Origin of the sequence: Nocardiopsis alba (assembly GCF_000710955.1) — a bacterium.
GTDB classification, from domain to species: Bacteria; Actinomycetota; Actinomycetes; order Streptosporangiales; family Streptosporangiaceae; genus Nocardiopsis; species Nocardiopsis alba.
On sequence record NZ_BAZE01000001.1, the window covers coordinates 484,883 to 503,246 of the forward strand.

Here is an 18,364-nt window from a genome sequence, read left to right on the forward strand (position 1 = left end):
ACCGTCGTGCGGTGACCGACCGTGGAACGGTCGGAGAACGATCCTCCGGTCGCCCGTACCCTCTAGAGGCCCAGAAGGGTGCGCAGGTGACGCGGGGGCGGGCTCCCATGAGCGAGCATCGCGTCGTGGCGTTCGCGTTCGGACAGCTCCGGACGCGCGGCCTCCAGGTCGCGGGCGATGTCGGCGACCTCGGCCTGGCCGACGTAGTAGGTGGACAGCTGCGCGCTGGTCAGTTCGGCCCGGCGCCATTTGCCATAGGCCTCTCCCTCCTCCTGGTGCCCGCGTTCGACCATGAGGGCGATCGCCTCGCGCTCGGTGATGTCCCCGGTGTGCACCCGCACGTCCAGGATCGCGTTGAGGATCATGCGCAACCGCATCTTGAGCCGGACCAGCCGCAGTTCCAGGTTCAGCCGATGGGAGTCCGGGTCGGTACCGCCCGCCCAACCGTGGCGGGCCATGAGCGTCTCCGCGTGCACCGCCCAGCCCTCGACGAAGGTCCCGCTCGCCAGCGCCCGACCCACCCGGGTGGAGCCCTCGTGCCGGGCCGAGTGGGCGAGTTGAAGGGCGTGGCCGGGCATGGCCTCGTGGACCATGAGGTCACGCACCATGACGCCGTTGTACTCACGGAAGAAGGACTCCCGACGCGCGGTCGGCCAGTCGGCGGGCGGAGGCGCCACGGCGACCAGGGTGGGCCTGTGCGCCGCGGACGGGTCCAGGGGTCCGGACGGTTCACAGTAGGCCACGGCCACGCCCCTGAGGGCCTCGGGCATGGGCACCACCTCGACCGGATCGTCGTACACGGTGACCAGGTCGAGCTCGCGCACCCTCCGGTCCAGGTGGGCCAGGGCCCGCTCGGCGAGGGGCCGGACCGTGTCGGCGTCGGTGGCGTGCTCTCGGGCGAGGGAGTCCAATACCTCGGCGGCCCCGCCCGGACGGCGGGGGCCGCCCTCGTACTCCGCCGCCACCTCGGCCAGTTCCTCCTCGGTGGCGAGCAGGTCGCTCTCGGCCCGGACCAACAGGGCCTCGGGCGAGAGCTCGGAGTCCAGGGTGTACCAGAGGCGGGCGGCGAAGGCCCGCTCGCCCAACCGGGGGTCGGCTGTGGCGAACTCGGCCTCGGCCCGCATCCAGGAGGCGTACTCGTCGACCGCGGCCAGGGCCGCCTCACGGGCGGGCTCGATCCGTCCCCGCAGGGAGGGCTCGTTCCGGGCCAGGGCGGGCAACGCGTCGGTGAGCAGGGAACGGACACCGGAGAGTCGGGCCAGGGCCGTCTCGGCGTGCGTCCTGGGGATGCCGGGGCCTTCGGACAGACGCTCGCGGGCCGTGGACAGGTACTCGGGCAGGGCCGCGCAGCGGGAGGCCAACGCCTCCAGGCGTTCGGGCAGGGGCAGGAGGGCGCGTTCGATCAGCGGGTTCAGGGCCTCGCCCGGCGAGTGGACGAGCGGATCCCAGGTGTGCGGACGCAGTTCGGAGGTGGACCACAGGTCGGCCGCGACCCGGGAGCGCAGGACCTCCAGATCCACGGAGTCCTCGGGCGGCAACAGGTCCTGGTCGATCTCGTCCAGGGAGCCCAGGGCGTCGGTGAGCATCGCCAGACGGCGCGCGTCCGCCGTCGCCGAGTGGTCGGTCAGGCGATGGGCGCCACGTGTGTCGCCGAGGTCCAGGGCCCATTCCGGGGCCTGGTCCAGCAGGGCGTCGAGCACCCCCTCCGCGACCTCGCGGAATCGTCGGATCATCGCTTCGGCGTCGGGACGGGAGGAAGAACTCATCCGGTCATGATGCCGGCACGGACGCCCGGTTCCCGACGAGCGGGAACCGGGCCGTGCTCTGTGCGGGACCCCGGCCCGGGGTGACCAGGGTCAGCGCCAGGAGGTCTGGCCCCCGGTGGAGGTGGGCTGCTGCCCTGCGGCGCCCTCGGGGTCCCCCACCGTGATGGCGTGTTCGACGAGGGTGATGAGCGTCGACTTGGTGGAGGCCCGGTCACGGGCGTCCACCTGGACGATGGGGATCTCCGGGCTGAGCGTGAGCGCGTCCCGGACCTCGTCCGCGGCGTGGGGATAGTAGCCGTCGAACCCGTTGATCGCGACGATGAAGGGCAGGCGCGCCTCTTCGAAGTAGTCGATCGCGGGGAAGCAGTCGGCCAGACGACGGGTGTCCACCAGCACGACGGCACCGATGGCGCCCTTGACCAGGTCGTCCCACATGAACCAGAACCGGTGCTGTCCGGGGGTGCCGAACAGGTACAGGATCAGATCCGAGTCGAGGGAGACACGACCGAAGTCCATGGCGACGGTGGTGGTCTGCTTGTCCGGCGTCTTGGCGAGGTCGTCCACACCGACGCTGGCGCTGGTCATGACCGCCTCTGTCGTCAGCGGCACGATCTCGGAGACGGAGCCAACGAATGTCGTCTTCCCGACACCGAAGCCCCCGGCGACGACGATCTTGACCGACGTCATCGCGTTCCCCCCAGCACCGCCTTCCTCGGCTGGGCTAGAGCTTGCGAAGTCCACTGAGCACCCTTTCAAGCAGGTTGGTGTTGGGGCGATCGTCGTTGTTGAGCGAAGACCTGATCTGGACCAGTCCCTGCTCGGACATGTCCGCCACAAGCACCCGTGCCACACCGAGAGGCATCCGCAACAGGGCGGAGATCTCCGCCACGGATCGCCATTCCCGACACAGGTCGCTGATCGCCTGCCATTCAGGCGTCAGCGTGCCCGACTCGTTACGAGCCGCCGCGGTGGCCGAGATCAGCGCTTCCAGGGGAAGCTGTGACTTCGGTTTGGTACGGCCCTTGGTGACCGCGTACGGACGCACCAGCGAACTGGGTGCGCTACCCGGCGCGGATCTCTGGTCATACGGTTGTTGGATTGGTCGAGGAACATCTCCGCCGCCCGGCACGGCCGGCATCCCTCCGGTGGGGGGATGACCCGGCTGTTGACCGAACCACGAGGCGCTCCCGGCATCTCTACTGTGAGGTGCCACCACTTCCTCCTGTCGGTGGTGGATCAGTGGATTCCCGAGGTGCGCGCCGTTGGTGTCAGCGCCCGCCCCGCCCGCTCGACGAGCAGGGTCATCTCGTACGCGACCAGACCCAGATCGCTCTCGGCGGCCGCGAGGACCGCCAGACAGGAACCGTCGCTGATGGCCATGATGAGCATCAGCCCCCGCTCCATCTCCACGACGGTCTGGGCGACCGCTCCACCCTCGAACACCCGGGCCGCGCCCTGGGTGAGGCTGGACAGGCCGGAGGCGATCGCCGCCAGCTGGTCGGCCCTATCCGCCGGGAATCCCGCCGACGACGCCAACGGAAGGCCGTCAGAAGAGACGACGATCGCGTGGGCGACATCCGGTACCCGGTCGGCAAAGTCAGTGATCAACCAGTTGAGTTCATTGACCTGTCGACTCATCTGATCTCCTGTCCAAGTTCGCCGGCTGGTCTTCGGGCACTGCTACCGCCGGCACGGCATGTGACAGCACTGCCTCTGCGAACCGCCCGGCCCCTCCGGTGGGGGAGACCGGGAGTCTGGTGTTCCGCTCTCGTCAAGCGATGGGTGTGATGCGTCCGAGAAGCTCGGTAGATGCTATTGCATCCGGCTTCCAGGACTGCGGGGGACCCCGTCCCACCAGTGGCCACTTGGGTCACTCCTCCGTCGAACTCTCACCGAGCCGGTTACGGCCTTCCCGGACACCCTTCTGGAATCCGGAGAAGCGGTTCCGGACCCGGTCCGCGCTCCGAGTGGGCATCTGCTTGAAGTTCTCCGGCTTGGGCGCGGTCCCTGGGACAAGGTTTGCCTTGGGAACACGTTTTGGCAAGCCCGAAGTGGTCAGACCACCGGCGAGCGGTTCGGCGGCGGTTCGCGCGGCCTTCCAACCGCGGTCGGCCGCGGAGTTCCATTCCTGCTCCGAACGGGCGTTCTGTCCGCTCGGGGCCGGTTCCTCCTTCGGCGCGGGCCGTTCCTCCGCCGCAGGGACCTGCGGGATCGGTCCGGTCTCCGTGGCGTCCACCGTCGGACCACCACTGCGACGCTTGAACCAGTTCGACTCGATGGCGTCGAAGATCGGCAGCGAGTCGGAACCCTCACCGGCGGGCGTGGGGGGCACGACGGTGTTGTTCGGTCCCTGGGTGCCACCATAACGGCGAGAGAGGTAGGCCGTGGAACCGTAGCCCTCGCGATTCTCGTTCGCGGCGGTCCGAGAGGGCTCGGTCGGGTCGACCCGACCGGGGCCGGAGGTGCCTTCCGAACGGCTCTCGGTGTCCCAGGAGGAGAGGGCCGGGAAGGTCTCGGTGTTGTCGTCCCCCCGCTCCGGGGTCGGCTCGGAGGCGCCGAAAGCGCTGGTCCGGTGCGTTCCGGTGTCGAAGGCGCCGGTGTCGTTCGACCCGCCGCGAGAGCCCGATCCACCGAAGGCGTCGTAGGAGTCGACCTCGCGACGCTCGGCCTCGGTGGGCCTGCGGAAGGCGCTCGTGTCCGATGCCGGCCGGCCGAAGGTTCCGGTGTCGGTGGGACGTCGGAAGGAGCCGGTGTCCGGGCCTCCGGTGGAGCCGGTGTTCCGGGGCGCCGGGTCGAACAGGCTGCGGCCGGTGTTCTCCGACTGCGGCTCGTCCTCCTCGGGCGTGTCGTAGGGGTCCACCACGGACCCGGTGTCGTTGCCGAGGAGGCCGCTGTTGGGCGAGAGCCCCTCCGCGCGGGCGGGGGCCTCCCAGTTCGTGCCGGTGTCGTTGCCCCACAGGTCCTGGCCGCTGGGCGGGTGCTCCTCGGAGAGACCGCCACCGGGGGTGCGCTTGGGCAGACCACCGAGGTCGCTCGGCGCGGAGGACGCGTCCTGGTTCTTCCAGGGGTCGTCCGGCTCGACGGCGGGCGGGGTGGCCGCGAAGGCCGCCTCGGCGTCGGCGAAGGTGTCGGGGACGGCCGCGGAGAGCTCGGGACGGGCCTCGGGGCCACCGAGCGCGTGCTGGCCCTCGACCGGCGTGATGAGCAGGTCCGGCGGGAAGACGACGCAGGCGGTGGTGCCTCCGCCGTGCGCCTCCTGGAGGGTCATCTTGATGCCGTGACGGTGGGCCAGGCGCGAGACCACGAACAGACCCATGCGGCGCGAGACCGCGACGTCGATGACCGGCGGGGCGGCCAGGCGCGCGTTGACCGCGGCCAGGTCGTCGGGGGCCATGCCGATACCGCTGTCGGTCACGTCCACCTGAACGGCTCCGCCGTCCAGGATCTTGGCGCTGACCAGCACCTCGGTGTCGTGCGGGGAGAAGGCGGTGGCGTTCTCCACCAGCTCGGCGACGAGGTGGATGACGTCGTTGACCGGACGTCCCAGTACCGAGATGTGGGAGGGGGCGCGCACGTTGACGCGCTCGTACTGCTCGACCTCGGAGACCGCGCCTCGCAGCACGTCGACCAGCGGAACGGGCTGGGCCCACTTGCGCGTGTTGTCCTGACCGGACAGGACCAACAGGTTCTCGTTGTTGCGACGCATACGCGTGGCGAGGTGGTCCAGCTGGAAGAGGTCGGACAGACGGTCGGCGTCCTGCTCGGACTGCTCCAGACCGTCGATCAGACGGAGCTGCCGTTCCACCAGGGTCTGGCTTCGGCGGGAGAGGTTGACGAACATAGCGTTGACGTTGCTGCGCAGCGCGGCCTCGTCGGAGGCCAGGGTCAGGGCGACCCTGTGGACGTCGTCGAAGGCCCGCGCCACCTCGCCGATCTCGTCGCGGGTGTCCACCTCGATCGGGGTGACACGCGCGTTCTCGGGGACGGCTCCGGCCTCCTGCATCCGGTTGATCGCGTCGGGCAGGTCGCGTTCGGCGACGCGGCGGGCGCCGTCCTGGAGGGTGCGCAGCGGGCGCACCAGGGAGCGGACCACGAGCGAGGTGAGGACGAAGACCGCCAGGAGCACGCCGGCCACGATGACGAGGTCGATGATCGTGCGGAGCAGGGCGGCGCCGCGCAGCTCGTTGGCGTCATCGGCGATGCCCTCGGCCAGACCGGTCTCGACCGTCTCCAGACGTTCGAGGGCGACGTCGGCGATCTCCTGGTAGTCGGCGGGGCCGTCGTTGGCGGTGACGCCGGTCAGGTCGTCTCCGCGGTCCGCGCGGTACATGACGCGCATGCGCATGGTGGAGACCTGGCTGACCTCCAGGCCGGTGAAGTGCTCGTCGAAGATGGCGCGCTGGTCCGGGTGGGCCGCCTGGACGAAGTTGGAGATCTCGTTCTCGTAGCGGGCGCGGCTGGAGTCGATGGCCTCGGAGATACCGCCGGTCATCGAGTTACGGGTCAGGGAGTGACCCATCAGCGCGGTCTCGTAGGAGAGCTGGTCCCGGGCGTTCGACAGCGCGGTGAGCGCGCGCACGCTCTCCCGCAGGTCGGTGTCGTCGGTCTCGTCCGCGATCGTCTGGTTGAAGTCGGCGAGGGAGCGGATGATGGTCCGGTACTTGGTGACCACCGGCAGGACCGTGATGCGGCTCTCGTCGACCTCGGAGCGCAGGTCGTCGACGGTGGAGAGCTGACTGCGCATGGTGGACAGTCGTCCCTGGGCCAGGTCCCCGTCCATCTCGCCCATGTCGTCGAGACGGGCGATGAGGGTGCTCTGGAGGTCCCGGGAGGCGTCCCGCTGCTCGTCGAGTTCCTGACGGAGCGCGTCCGACCGACGCGTGGGGTCGGAGTTGTCGGAGATGTAGACGGCGCTGGCGGTACGCTCCCGCCCCAGCTGGTTGGCCAGCTCCACGATGAGGACACCGACGTCGGCCCGGTCCTCGATGTGCGCGTGGGTGACGGTCGAGACCGAGGCCTCGTAGACCCTCAGGCCACCGAGCGCGAGCGCCACGGCGGTGGGGATGACGATGAGGGCCACCAGTCGGGAGCGCACCCGCCAGTTACGTGGCCGCCACCAGTCGGCTCTGCGCCGGGGCGTGGCTTCGGCGTTGTCGGCCTGCGTTGCCTCGCTTGGGGCAGCGGCCGCGTTCTTCGTCGCTCGTGTCGACACGGACCCTCGCAACCTTTCGTGTCACCGCCTCGAACGGCTGTTGAACCCAGGGGTTGGACCGCTCCGGATCGGAAAATCGGTAGAGACCACGTGGTCCACCGGAAAACAGGAAGCGGTGGGAATGTGGGGAGATGTGAAGACTGTCCGCCGGACTCGCCTGGGAGGAGAGGAGCCGCGCACCGACTGCTTTGAGGTGCGCGTGCGGTGGATAGCGTACCAATGGGAGCGAAGCACTCGCTTCGGTCGTTTGATGCCGATCGGCACGGAAACTTCGAACCCCGGAGGCCCATAACGCCCCCTCTGTCCGCATTATGACCAACCCCCCAGGTCAGGCGGGGAGACCGAAAACCCTCCGGACATAGAGGTAACTATTTGGACACACCCCCGACTTCCCCATCAAGGACGATGACCCGTGACATCGTGACAGGACATGTACGCAGGCCCTGAGGGGGAGGCGGAGATGCGCGCCGCACCGCGTCCGAAATCGATCACAGTGTGCAATGAAACGAATGCCCGGAGTGTCCATCGCCCTCGTCCCCCACGCCTCGCTCCGGTCACGTCCCTTCTTCCCCTGAGCGCCGCCCTGCTCCTCACCCTTGCCGTCCCCTCCCCCGCCGCCGCGCGGACCTCCGACGAGAGCGGCCTCCACACGCTGCGGGTCGAACTGGCGTCGGCCCGCGCCGAGGTCGCCGACCTGCGCGAGCACGCCGGAGAGATGATCACGCGTTACGAGAGGGAGGCCGAACTCCTGGAGGAGGCCACCGAGGCGCGGGAGGCGGCCGTCTCCCGCGCCGACACCGCCACGAGGCTCCATCGGGAACGTCGGTTGGAGGCCGCCAGGCAGGCGGCGGGCGCCTACAAGGGCGAGGACCTGTCCCCCGCCCGCGCCTGGACCGGCCCGGAGGGCCCCGTCGGCCTCCTGGAACGCGGCGCCTACCTCGCTCTACTGGGCGAGCACCGTTCGGCCGCCCTCGACCGCGCGGAGGCCTCGCGCGTGGCCACCGCGACCCTGGCCGGAAGCGCGGAGAAGGCCGAGGAGGAGCGGAGCGAGGCCACCGAGGCCGCGGCCCGGGCCCGCGAGGAGGCGGAGGAGGCCATCGCCGAGCAGGAGGAGAAGGCCCGAGAGCTCCTGAAGCGACAGACCGCGCTCGAGGAGGCCATCACCGACGCCGGGAGGCCGTCCTCGGCGGACGGATCGCACGCGCGCGCGGCCGGTGACGGCTCCTCGGAGGAGAACGACGCCCCGGCCTCCGACGCGACGTCGAGCGCGGGCGGGGTCTGCGAGGGCCGGGATCCGGGCGACTTCGGGAACGGCCGTGTCCCCGACTCGGCCCTGTGCCCCCTCCCCCAGCCCGGGGAGGTCCTACGGGCCGACGCGGCGGAGGCCTTCGTCGAACTCGACGGGGCCTATCGCGAGGAGTTCGGCAGGCCCATGTGCGTCACCGACTCCTACCGGCCCTACCACGAGCAGGTGCGCCTGTTCCAGGAGATGCTGCCCGGCATGGCGGCCAGGCCGGGGACGAGCGCGCACGGGCTGGGCGTCGCCGTGGACCTGTGCGGTCGGGTCGACGTCCTGGACAGCGCCGAACATCGGTGGATGCTCGACCACGCCCCCGAGTACGGCTGGGAGAACCCCGACTGGGCACGCGACGGATTCGAGCCCTGGCACTGGGAGTACACGCCCTGACCCTGGAGGTCACACCTGGGAGCCGACCCTCACCTCGAAGGAGCCCAGCTCGCCCACGTCGACGAACAGTTCGTCGTCCGCCTCCAAGGGCGGGGTGACCGCCGGGAGCCGGGCCCGGACCCGGCCCGGACCCGACGTCAACCAGGGGTCGGAGAGGTCCACCCTCCCCCTGCCGTTCTCCACGTCGTCCACCGAGGTGTTCGGTTCCACCGAGCCCTCGGTGAGCTCGTCGGCGGTGGTCAGGACCGGGCCCAGGCTCAGCTGCACCGCGACCCCCTCGGCGTCCAGCCACAGACAGGCCGGGGTATAGGCCCCGGCCCTCTCCTCGCCGACCGTGATCGCGGCGACCCCCGCGTGGGCGACCCGCGCCTCGGGGGCCACGGCGTCGTCCGCGCCGACCACCAGCTCCGGGGGGATCTCCACGTCCCGGTCCCCCAACCGCACCGCCACCGGCTCGCGGGGGGCGACCGGAGAGCACATGCGCGTCTCCGGCTCCACGATGATCTCGATGGCCCCATCGACCGCGCGTGCGTGGGCCTCGCGCAACGCCTCGAACCCGCCCTCCAGAAGGCGGTCGAGGGGCGGTGTCCCGGGCCCGCTCATGACGTCACCGTCGTCCAGCGCCCCCGCTCTCGCCCCGCCACCGCTCGGTGACAGATAGGTGACCCAACGCAATGTCCCCACTCCCCCTGACGTACCGCGAACAACCCTCCCCACCCCGCGTCTCAGGGCGCCGGGACCGGGCTGTGCTCCTTGCCCGTACCCGCACACCCTCGGCAGGGTTCGTCCACACGATGCCAGACGATCACGCCGCTGCACTCCCGATGCGGCCGTTGAGGCCGCCACCACCCCGTCCCGGAGCAGAATCGGCAGTCGATCCCGTCCCGGTCGCACCAGCCGCACGTGGATATCGCGCACCGGCTATGGGTCGGTTCCCGTGTCGGATCCATGCGCTCCCATCGCCTCCCCCGAAATCGCGACCAGCCTTGCACAGGCCGTGCCCGCGAGTCCAGAGGGAGGAACGGGGCGAACGTCCGGGTCAGCGGAGGTCTCGGACCCGGAGTCCGGATCAGGACCCGGGCTCATCCGGACCCGCGGACCACCAGACGGGTGTCGAGCGTGATCGCCTCCGCCTCGGCGGCCCGGGGGATCGCCACGTCCACGAGCAGCCGGGCCATCTCGCGGCCCATGCGGTCCGTGGGCTGGTGGATCGTGGTCAGCGGCGGATCGCTGTGCCGCGCCATCGGCGCGTCGTCGAAGCCGACCAGGGCCACGTCGTCGGGCACGCTCAGACCGCGTTCCCGCAGGGTGCGGATCGCTCCGATCGCCATCATGTCGGAGGCGACGAAGACCGCGTCCGGGCGTCCGCCCTGGTCGAGCAGGCGTGCCATGGCCTCGCTTCCGCTCTCGACGCTGAACCCGCCCTGGACCACCAGCCGCTCGTCGACGTCGCGCCCGGCCTCGGCCATGGCCTCCCGGTAGCCCCGCAGCCGCTCGACACCGGCGCTCATGTCCTGGGGGCCGGTGATCGTCCCGACCCGGACGTGTCCGGTCTCCAGCAACCGGCGGGTCGCCACCCTCCCCCCGTCCACGTTGTCGATGTCCACCCGGAAGGGGGCGGGCTGGGCGTCCGAGTAGGGCCGGCCACCGTGCACGACCGGTACGCCCGCCTGGGCCAGACGCGCGGTGAGGGGGTCGTCGCGGTGCAGGGAGACCAGCAGGGCCCCGTCCACGTGCGAACCGCTGAGGTAGTCGCCCACACGCTTGTGCTCGGCCTCGCCCCGGGCGGTGGTGAGCATGAGTTGGAGATCGCGCTCGTTCAACACCGAACTGACCCCGCGGATGATGTCGGCGAAGAAGGGGTCCTCGAACAGGCGATCACGCGACTCGGACACCACCAGGGCGATCGTGTCCGTACGTCGGGTGACCAAGGTCCGCGCGGCCTGGTTCGGGCTGTAGCCCAGCTCGGCGATGGCGTCGTGCACGGCTTCGCGGGTGCGCGGGCTGACCTGGGGGGATCCGTTGATCACCCGGGAGACGGTGCCCCGACCGACCCCGGCCCGCCGCGCCACCATCTCCAGGGTCGGCCGCTGTCGACCACCGCTCTTGGCCACTTCGAGGCTCCTTGGACGTCTGTACCTCCGCCCGGACGTTCCGGACGGTGGACGTGGGAGGGCACGGGCCCGCCACGGTGGGATCCGTTCCGTCGGTCACGCGTACGGGGCGCCCCCGAGGGCGCCCCGCGATCACTCGTGGATCACCGTTCGGGGAACCTACCGGTCCCGGCCAACTCCGCGTACCAGTGTCCCGTGTCCTTGACCACGCGCTCCTGCGTCTCGTAGTCCACGTACACGATCCCGAACCTGCGGGAGTACCCCCATGCCCACTCGAAATTATCCAGAAGGGACCAGGCGAAATAACCGCGGAGCGGGATTCCGGCGTGGACGGCCTCCCTGGCCGCCCTCAGATGCGCCTCGTAGTAGTCGGTCCGCTCCGAATCGTGGACCGCGCCGTCCTCGGAGACCCGGTCCTCGAAGGCGCAACCGTTCTCGGTCACGTACAGGTCGATCCCGCCGCTCTCCCCCGCCAGGCGTTGAAGGACGTCGTAGAGCCCTCGCGGGTCGATCTCCCAGCCCATCTGCGTGACCGGCAGCCCCTGGGAGACGTGGACCTCCTCCGGTTCGGCGCCGGGCCAGGCACCGCCCCCGCCGTCGACCCCGGCCGGGTCCAGCCCCCGGTCCGAGCCGGCCACGAACTCGGGCGTGTAGTAGTTGACCCCCAGGAAGTCGATCGGAGCCGAGATGATGGCGAGGTCGCCCTCCCGGACGAAGGAGAAGTCGCTGATGTGGGCGATGTCCTTCAGCACGTCGGCCGGGTAGGAGCCCTTGAACAGGGGGTCGGTGAAGATACGGTTGCGCACCCCGTCGGCCCGGCGCGCCGCCCGCACGTCCGCGGCGTGCGCCCCGTTCGCCCGGATGACCGCCTGGTTGTGGGCCAGTCCGACCCGGGCCGGGTGCCCGGTGGAACGGATCGCCTCCACCGCCAGGCCGTGTCCGAGCAGGAGGTGGTGGGTGGCGGCCAGGGCCGCCGCGGTGTCACGGCGACCGGGGGCGTGATGTCCGTTGTCGTAGCCGAGGAAGGCCGAACACCACGGCTCGTTGATGGTCATCCAGTCGCCGACCCGGTCGCCGAGGGCCTCGGCCACGACGGTGGCGTAGTCGGCGAAGCGCAGAGCGGTGTCGCGTTCCGGCCAACCGCCGCGGTCCTCCAAGGGCTGGGGGAGGTCCCAGTGGTAGAGGGTGGCCCAAGGGCGGATGCCTGCTTCGAGGAGGGCGTCGACCAGCCGGTCGTAGAAGTCGAGTCCGGCCTGGTTCACCTTCCCCTCCCCTTCCGGAAGGATCCTCGGCCAGGCGATGGAGAAACGGTAGGCGCCGAGATTGAGAGCCCGCATCAGCCCGATGTCCTCGGCGTAGCGGTGGTAGTGGTCGTCGGCGGGGTCTCCGGTGTCCCCGTTGAGCACCTTGCCCGGCGTCTCGGCGAAGGTGTCCCAAATGCTGCGACCGCGGCCGTCGGCGGTGGTGGCCCCTTCGATCTGGAAGGAGGCGGTCGCCGCCCCCCAGAGGAAGTCCTCGGGGAAATCGTCGGGCTTGCTCACTTGTGGCACACGTACCTTCCGTGGGGAGGAAACAGAGGTGGGAGCGCTCCCAATACCGAAGCAGACCCCTACCCACGCGTCAACGCACCCGAACCCGGACGCAACCCAACCGTGATCTTTCGGGCGCGGCCCCGAGCGTCGCCGGGACCGCGCGTCCTCGGCCGTGTGCGGGGCGGCCGACCGCTCCCTCGTCAGCCCATCGGGATGACGATGCCCTGCCAGCGCTGCTCCATGAAGGAGCGCGCCCGGGGGCTGTGCAACAGCTCGTTCAACCGCGCGATGTCCGCGGAGTCGGCGTCGGCCGCGCGCACCACGAGGCCGTTGCCGTAGACGCTGCCCTCGGTCCGCTCCCACCCCAGGACCTCCGCGGTGTCGGGCAGGTCCGCTTCGAGGGCGTAGTTGCCGTTGACCACGGCGGCGTCCAGGTCCGGGAGCGATCGGGGCAGTTGCGCCGCCTCCACCGGGGTGATCGCGGCACCCTTCGGATCCTCCTCGACGTCGTCCAGGGAGGGGGTGTTCCCACCACTGTCGGCGAGGGTGATCACGTCGTGTTCGGCGAGCAGGTTCAACGCGCGCCCCATGTTGGACACGTCGTTGGGCACCCCGATCCGCGCGCCCTCCGGCAGGTCGGCCAGGTCGGAGATCCTCTCCGAGTACAGACCGAAGGCCTCCAGGTGCACGTCCCCGACGTAGGTCAGGTCCGCCTCGGGGTTGCCCGCCAGATACTCCTCCAGGAAGGGACGCGTCTGGTAGTAGTTCGCGTCCAGCTCCCCCTCGGACAGGGCCGCGTTGGGCTGGTTGTAGTCGGTGTACTCGACCACGTCGATGGCCAACCCGGCCTCGGCCGCCAACTCCTCGTCCACGAACTCCAGGATCTCCGCGTGCGGAACCGGACTGGCCCCCACCCGCAGTGTCACCAGGTCCTCGTCCCCCTCACCCCGTCCGGCCCGTTCGCTGGGACTTCCGCACCCGGTGAGCAGCAGGGCCACCGCACCGAACACGGCGATCCCCCGGGTCGCCTTCACGCTCCCTGACATGGCGTTCTCCTTGCCGTCGATTCGACATCCGACCGGAGGGGGCGAGGGGAGGGGGAAGGACTCAGCGCCGGGAGAGGCGGCGCACCAACAGATCGCCCAGACTCTGCGCGATCTGCACGATGACGACGAGGAGGATGACGGTCGCCCAGAGGTAGTGGTCGTTGAAGCGCTGGTAGCCCTCGCGGATCGCCAGGTCGCCCAGGCCGCCGCCGCCGATGGCGCCGGCCATCGCCGAGTAGGAGATCAGCGTGACCACGGTCATCACCAGACCCGCGATCAGACCGGGCAGCGCCTCCGGCAGCAGCACCTTGCCCACGATGGTGAGCTTGCGGGTGCCCATGGCGTAGGCGGCCTCGATCACCCCGCGATCCACCTCCCGCAGAGAGGTCTCCACCAGACGGGCGAAGAACGGGATGGCGCCGATGCTCAACGGCACGATCGCGGCGGTGGGGCCCAGAGTGGTCCCCACGAGGAAGCGGGTCAGGCTCAGCACCGCCACCATCAGCACGATGAAGGGCAGGGAACGGCCGATGTTGACGATGGCGCTGAGCACGGCGCGGACCGCCGGCGCGGGCGTGAGCCCGCCCCGGTCGGTGGTGACCAGCAGGACTCCCAGGGGAAGACCGACGAGCACGCTGAAGATCGTCGCCCACAGCACCATGTAGACGGTGTCCTGGGTGCCGAGCCACAGGCTGGGCCACATGTTCGGCCAGTCGTAGACGAAGTCGAGGACGGCCGTGACGGCGTTGCCCTCGTCGGCCAGGTACAGGATCCGATCGGTGGTCACTTTCCGGCCTCCTCGACCAGCAGGCCGTGCTCGGACAGGTAGGTCAGCGCCTCGGCACGACGGGAACCGCGCATGTCGACGCTCAGGCGGCCCACGGATTGACCGGCCACCTGCTCCACCCCTCCTCCGAGGATGTTGACGTCCACGTCGAAGCGGCGGGTCAATTCGGACATGAAGGGCTCGTCGAAGGAGCGCGGATAGGTGATGACCACCGTCTCCGGGCCGCCGTTGTCCGGCAGCGGGAAGAGCGAGCGCGCCAGCAGGGAACCGGGCGTGCCGATCAGGTCCAGCACCCGACCGGATTCGCGGAACTCGCCGTTCTCCATGATCGCGGCGGAGTCGCAGATCCTCTTGATCACGTCCATCTCGTGGGTGATCAGCAGGATGGTCAGACCGAGCTCGTCGCGGAGGCTGCGCAGCAGGGACAGGATGGACTCGGTCGTGGCCGGGTCCAGGGCCGAGGTCGCCTCGTCGCTGAGCAGCACCTTGGGTTCGGGGGCCAGGGCGCGGGCGATGCCCACGCGCTGCTTCTGGCCGCCGGAGAGCTGGGAGGGGTAGGCGCGGGCCTTGTCGCTCAGCCCGACCAGCTCCAAGAGCTCGCCGACACGACGTGAGCGCTCGGCGCGGGAGACACCGGCGACCTCCAGCGGGAAGCCGACGTTACCGGCGACCGTGCGCGAGGAGAGCAGGGCGAAGTGCTGGTGCACCATGCCGATCCCCCGACGGGCCTCGCGCAGTCGGGATCCGCGCAGGGCGGTGAGCTCCTCGTCGCCGACCCGGACACTGCCCTCGTCGGGACGTTCCAGGAGGTTCACCGAGCGCAGGAGCGTGCTCTTGCCCGCACCGCTCTGGCCGACGACCCCGAAGATCTCGCCGGACTCGACATGCAGGTCGACGCCCTTGAGGGCCTCTACCTGGCGTTTCTTCAACCTGTAGGTCTTGTGCAGACCCACTGCGTCAATCACGGTTTTCCCATCGACGTCTGGCGGTGGTGTCACAGCTCCCGCGCTTCGCGGAGAAAGGCTGGATCAGCGTGGGTTTGACGCCCACACCCGAGCGTACGGAGCGCCCGGTCGGTGGACGGCGTCGACGCGCCGGAGGGACCGGCGGTCGGGGGCTCCAGAGGGTTCGGGACCGGAGCCCGGACACGGCTCGACGTGCGTTCCCCGGTGGAGCGAAGGGCTCAGGCGGAGCGGAAGCGGGGCATTCGACAGCGACAGCCGGGCAGCGGAAGAGGCCGCCGGGCGGTGTCCACCGAGGAGGCGGGGGTCGCTTCGTCGTGCTCAGGAGCCATCACGGCACCAACTCAACCATGACCACGTCGGCCGGTCGACAAAATCGTTGACCTGAATATGGTTATTTAGACCACATCAGCCCCATGACCACCGGGGTAAGCCGCACGGCCTCTCACGAACACCCAAGAGAGTGCCTACACTCATTACCGTCCCGTGACCTTCACGCGCCGAGGCGACCGACGAAGGTCGAGGCCCGCCCGTACGGCGACGGCCGCGGCAGCGGTCCGGGAGATGACGAGAAGCAGCGCCCACGGCGTCCTGTGCCCGTGAGGGCGCCCGCGGGCACGAGGAGCGACCACACCGTGCAGTCCGATGATCTGAACAGAGTGGACGACTACGTCGACTTCTGGGCGCCCGACCCCACCGACGCCACCTGGCGGGAGACCCTCGCCGATGGCGCCCGTGCGCTTCTCCCAGGTCGGGCCCGGGTGGTCGCGCTGGTCACCGCGCTCCTGGCCGCCACCGCCCTGCCCGCCCCGGCGACCGCCGCGCCGCTTCCTCCCCGCGAGCCGGAGAGCATGGGCTCTCTGGAGGAGCGGGCCGAGGCCCTCACCGAGGAGTACAACGGCGAGCTCCGCGACATGGAGCAGGTCATGGAGGAGGCCGAACGCGCCCAGAGCCGGGCCGACGCCACCAACGAGGCGGTCGAGGAGGTCCGCGCCCAGGTGCGCGCCCTCGCGGTGGCCACCTACACCAGCAGCGGTATCGACCCGTCGATGTCACTGTTCGTGGACACCGAACCCGACGAGGTCATCGACCGCGCGGTCGTCATCGACTACCTGTCCAGCAGTAACCAGGACCGGATCGACCAGCTGGACCAGGCCCTGTCCCGGGACCAGGTGGCCAGGGAGAACGCCGAGGAGCGGCTGGCCGAGGCCGAGGCCGACATGGACGAGTTGGAGGACCGGCGCATGGAGGTGCGCCGGCTCATCGCCGACCACCCCGAGCAGCCCATGCGGCCGCCGGACAACATCACCCCGCGCACCGAGCAGATGCGCGACGTGATCATCCAGGAGTTCGGCCGGGGCGACGACGTCGGCGGCGTGGGCTGTTACCGCGCGGTGGGCGGCTGGGTCGTGGGCGAGCACCCCAAGGGGCGCGCCTGCGACTTCATGGTGGACGCCAACGGCCGCAAGCCCCCGCCCGAACAGGAGCAGCGGGGTTGGGACATCGCGTACTGGGCCCAGGAGAACGCCGAGGACCTGGGGATCATGTACATCATCTACCGCCAGCAGATCTGGGACATCCGTCGTGGTGACGAGGGCTGGCGCGCGATGTCGGACCGTGGCAACAACACCGAGAACCACTTCGACCACGTGCACATCTCGATGTTCTGATCCGGAGCGGGGAGAACCCCGCTCCGGGCTTCGCCTTTATCCCCGAAAGGACACGAATGTCCAGAGGGGGAGATCACGATAAGGCCTCACCTCGGGTGATTCTCCGCTCGACCGGCACGAAATGGTGACGATTCACCCCACTGACGCCGATCCGACCTGCCTTTCGTCCCTCTACGCAGCTAGGATGCTTGACGTCCCGACTCTTCGACGGGCACGGAACGTTTCTCCTCCGGCCCCGACCACGATGCACGGCGAACCCCGTTCTCCCATCGGGACATCCACTCACGACGCAGGGAACTCCCGCTCCCCGTCGTCCGCCCTCGCCCGCGGATCGACGGTGGTCCCGGGTCGTCCTCCCCACGATTCCCCGTGCCGTCACCCGACCGGCCATCCGCCGAAGGTCACCACGGGAAACTCGTGAGAACCCACCATTGCGCACGCGCATCCCAGACAACACGGTCAGCACTTCACCGGGCGAGGGGAGCCATGAGCGAAAACGGACCTTACAACCAGCCACCGCAGAACCCCTATGGTGGCGGGGACGGCACCGGAGGCCAGCCGCCCTACGGGCCCGGCACCGGCGGTCAGCCCGGCTACGGTCAGGCCCCCTACCCGGGCGGCCCGGGCCAGGACCCGGGTATGTACGCGGGTGCCCCGGGCCAGGACCAGGGCATGTACGCGGGCGGTCAGCCGCCCTACGGCGGTCCCGGCGGCCCCGGTGGACCGGGCGGCCCCATGGGCCCCGGCGCCCCGGGCCCCTACCCGCCTCCCCAGCCCCCCAAGAGCGGCGGCAAGGCCGGCCTCTGGGTGGTCATCGGCGGCGGCGTGATCATCGTGGTCCTCGTGATCGCCGTGATCATCATGCTCGTCGCCCGCGGTGGCGGTGACGACGAGGTCGTCACCCCCGACCCCACCGCCGAGGCCCCCGTCGAGACCGACGAACCGGCCGAGGAGCCCGTCGCCGGCGGCGAGGGCCCCTCCGGCGAGCCGCCCTACGCGCTGCCGCAGGAGCCCTGCGAGGCCTACACCGACCAGGTCATGAGCGACTTCCTGCTCAGCTCCGACCCGGGCAAGAGCGTGTCCGACAACTCGGCCACCTGCTCCACCATCGGCGACTCCCCCGAGGGCAACCCCGACGACGCCTACGGTTCCCTGAACCTGTCGTACTCGGTGCCCTACAGCGGTTCGGACTCCATCGAGGCCGCCACCAGCGAGTTCCAGAGCAGCGTCGACTACTACACCGGTGGTAACGACGACTACTACCCGGCGGACAGCATCACCGAGGACAAGGCCCTCGACGGCCTGGGCGACGAGGCCCACCTCGTGATCACCGAGTACGACTACCTCGGCGACCTCATCCCCGTGGCCGTCCTGATGGTGCGTACCGCGAACGTCAACATCGAGCTGACCTACCAGATCAACGGTCTGTCGGTCGATCCTGAGGACCTCTCCATGCCCGACAACGCCGAGGACATCATGACCTCCGCGGCGGCCGAGGCCCTCGCCATCGTCGGTTCCTGAAGACCCGACCGGACGTTCCCCCGCGGAACGACCACGAGAAGGGGCCGCGACCTCGTGTCGCGGCCCC

At 70.1% G+C, this 18,364-nt stretch carries 15 protein-coding genes; 3 read left to right on the plus strand and 12 right to left on the minus strand.

Annotation, left to right across the window (positions count from 1 at the left end):
- Positions 1 to 62 precede the first annotated feature (62 nt).
- From TR33_RS02055 to TR33_RS02075, 5 genes are all read right to left on the minus strand, one after another.
- A complete protein-coding gene (locus tag TR33_RS02055) occupies positions 63 to 1,766 on the minus strand; it encodes a DUF885 domain-containing protein (RefSeq protein WP_084570172.1) in 1,704 nt (567 codons plus the stop codon).
- 90 nt (positions 1,767 to 1,856) lie between these two features.
- Entirely contained in the window at positions 1,857 to 2,453 is a 597-nt protein-coding gene (locus TR33_RS02060; RefSeq protein ID WP_014911310.1) for a GTP-binding protein, read from the minus strand.
- Positions 2,454 to 2,487: 34 nt separating this feature from the next.
- Entirely contained in the window at positions 2,488 to 2,904 is a 417-nt protein-coding gene (locus TR33_RS02065; RefSeq protein WP_017534121.1) for a DUF742 domain-containing protein, read from the minus strand.
- A 98-nt stretch (positions 2,905 to 3,002) separates the two neighbouring features.
- The gene (locus tag TR33_RS02070) at positions 3,003 to 3,404 is read right to left on the minus strand and encodes a roadblock/LC7 domain-containing protein (protein ID WP_014909276.1); all 402 of its coding nucleotides are present in this window, start codon (positions 3,402 to 3,404) and stop codon (positions 3,003 to 3,005) included.
- A 232-nt stretch (positions 3,405 to 3,636) separates the two neighbouring features.
- The gene (locus TR33_RS02075; RefSeq protein WP_084570173.1) at positions 3,637 to 6,861 is read right to left on the minus strand and encodes a sensor histidine kinase; all 3,225 of its coding nucleotides are present in this window, start codon (positions 6,859 to 6,861) and stop codon (positions 3,637 to 3,639) included.
- 610 nt (positions 6,862 to 7,471) lie between these two features.
- Between TR33_RS02075 and TR33_RS02080 the strand changes: the two genes are divergently transcribed.
- Positions 7,472 to 8,665 (plus strand): M15 family metallopeptidase, encoded by a 1,194-nt coding sequence (locus tag TR33_RS02080; protein WP_042281028.1) that lies wholly within the window; start codon positions 7,472 to 7,474, stop codon positions 8,663 to 8,665.
- A 9-nt stretch (positions 8,666 to 8,674) separates the two neighbouring features.
- On the opposite strand, the gene TR33_RS02085 is transcribed toward TR33_RS02080, so the two are convergent.
- From TR33_RS02085 to TR33_RS02110, 7 genes are all read right to left on the minus strand, one after another.
- Complete coding sequence (locus TR33_RS02085; protein ID WP_042281031.1) at positions 8,675 to 9,340, minus strand: hypothetical protein; 666 nt, start codon at positions 9,338 to 9,340, stop codon at positions 8,675 to 8,677.
- 50 nt (positions 9,341 to 9,390) lie between these two features.
- Positions 9,391 to 9,615: a hypothetical protein gene (locus TR33_RS27080; RefSeq protein ID WP_081536532.1), complete on the minus strand. Its 225-nt coding sequence runs from the start codon at positions 9,613 to 9,615 to the stop codon at positions 9,391 to 9,393.
- A 132-nt stretch (positions 9,616 to 9,747) separates the two neighbouring features.
- Entirely contained in the window at positions 9,748 to 10,779 is a 1,032-nt protein-coding gene (locus TR33_RS02090) for a LacI family DNA-binding transcriptional regulator (RefSeq protein WP_042281032.1), read from the minus strand.
- 143 nt (positions 10,780 to 10,922) lie between these two features.
- Positions 10,923 to 12,320, minus strand: a complete 1,398-nt coding sequence (locus TR33_RS02095; RefSeq protein WP_042281034.1) for a GH1 family beta-glucosidase — start codon at positions 12,318 to 12,320, stop codon at positions 10,923 to 10,925.
- 191 nt (positions 12,321 to 12,511) lie between these two features.
- The gene (locus TR33_RS02100) at positions 12,512 to 13,357 is read right to left on the minus strand and encodes a MetQ/NlpA family ABC transporter substrate-binding protein (protein WP_042281036.1); all 846 of its coding nucleotides are present in this window, start codon (positions 13,355 to 13,357) and stop codon (positions 12,512 to 12,514) included.
- A gap of 61 nt (positions 13,358 to 13,418) precedes the next feature.
- Complete coding sequence (locus TR33_RS02105) at positions 13,419 to 14,144, minus strand: methionine ABC transporter permease (protein WP_017534126.1); 726 nt, start codon at positions 14,142 to 14,144, stop codon at positions 13,419 to 13,421.
- A complete protein-coding gene (locus TR33_RS02110) occupies positions 14,141 to 15,097 on the minus strand; it encodes a methionine ABC transporter ATP-binding protein (protein ID WP_014913252.1) in 957 nt (318 codons plus the stop codon). The genes TR33_RS02105 and TR33_RS02110 overlap by 4 nt, the downstream gene beginning before the upstream one ends.
- 644 nt (positions 15,098 to 15,741) lie before the next feature.
- Here TR33_RS02110 and TR33_RS02115 point away from each other — a divergent pair.
- Positions 15,742 to 16,776, plus strand: a complete 1,035-nt coding sequence (locus TR33_RS02115) for a coiled-coil domain-containing protein (RefSeq protein ID WP_042281284.1) — start codon at positions 15,742 to 15,744, stop codon at positions 16,774 to 16,776.
- Between the two features lie 486 nt (positions 16,777 to 17,262).
- Complete coding sequence (locus TR33_RS02120; RefSeq protein WP_042281039.1) at positions 17,263 to 18,297, plus strand: hypothetical protein; 1,035 nt, start codon at positions 17,263 to 17,265, stop codon at positions 18,295 to 18,297.
- The last annotated feature ends 67 nt before the right edge of the window (positions 18,298 to 18,364 follow it).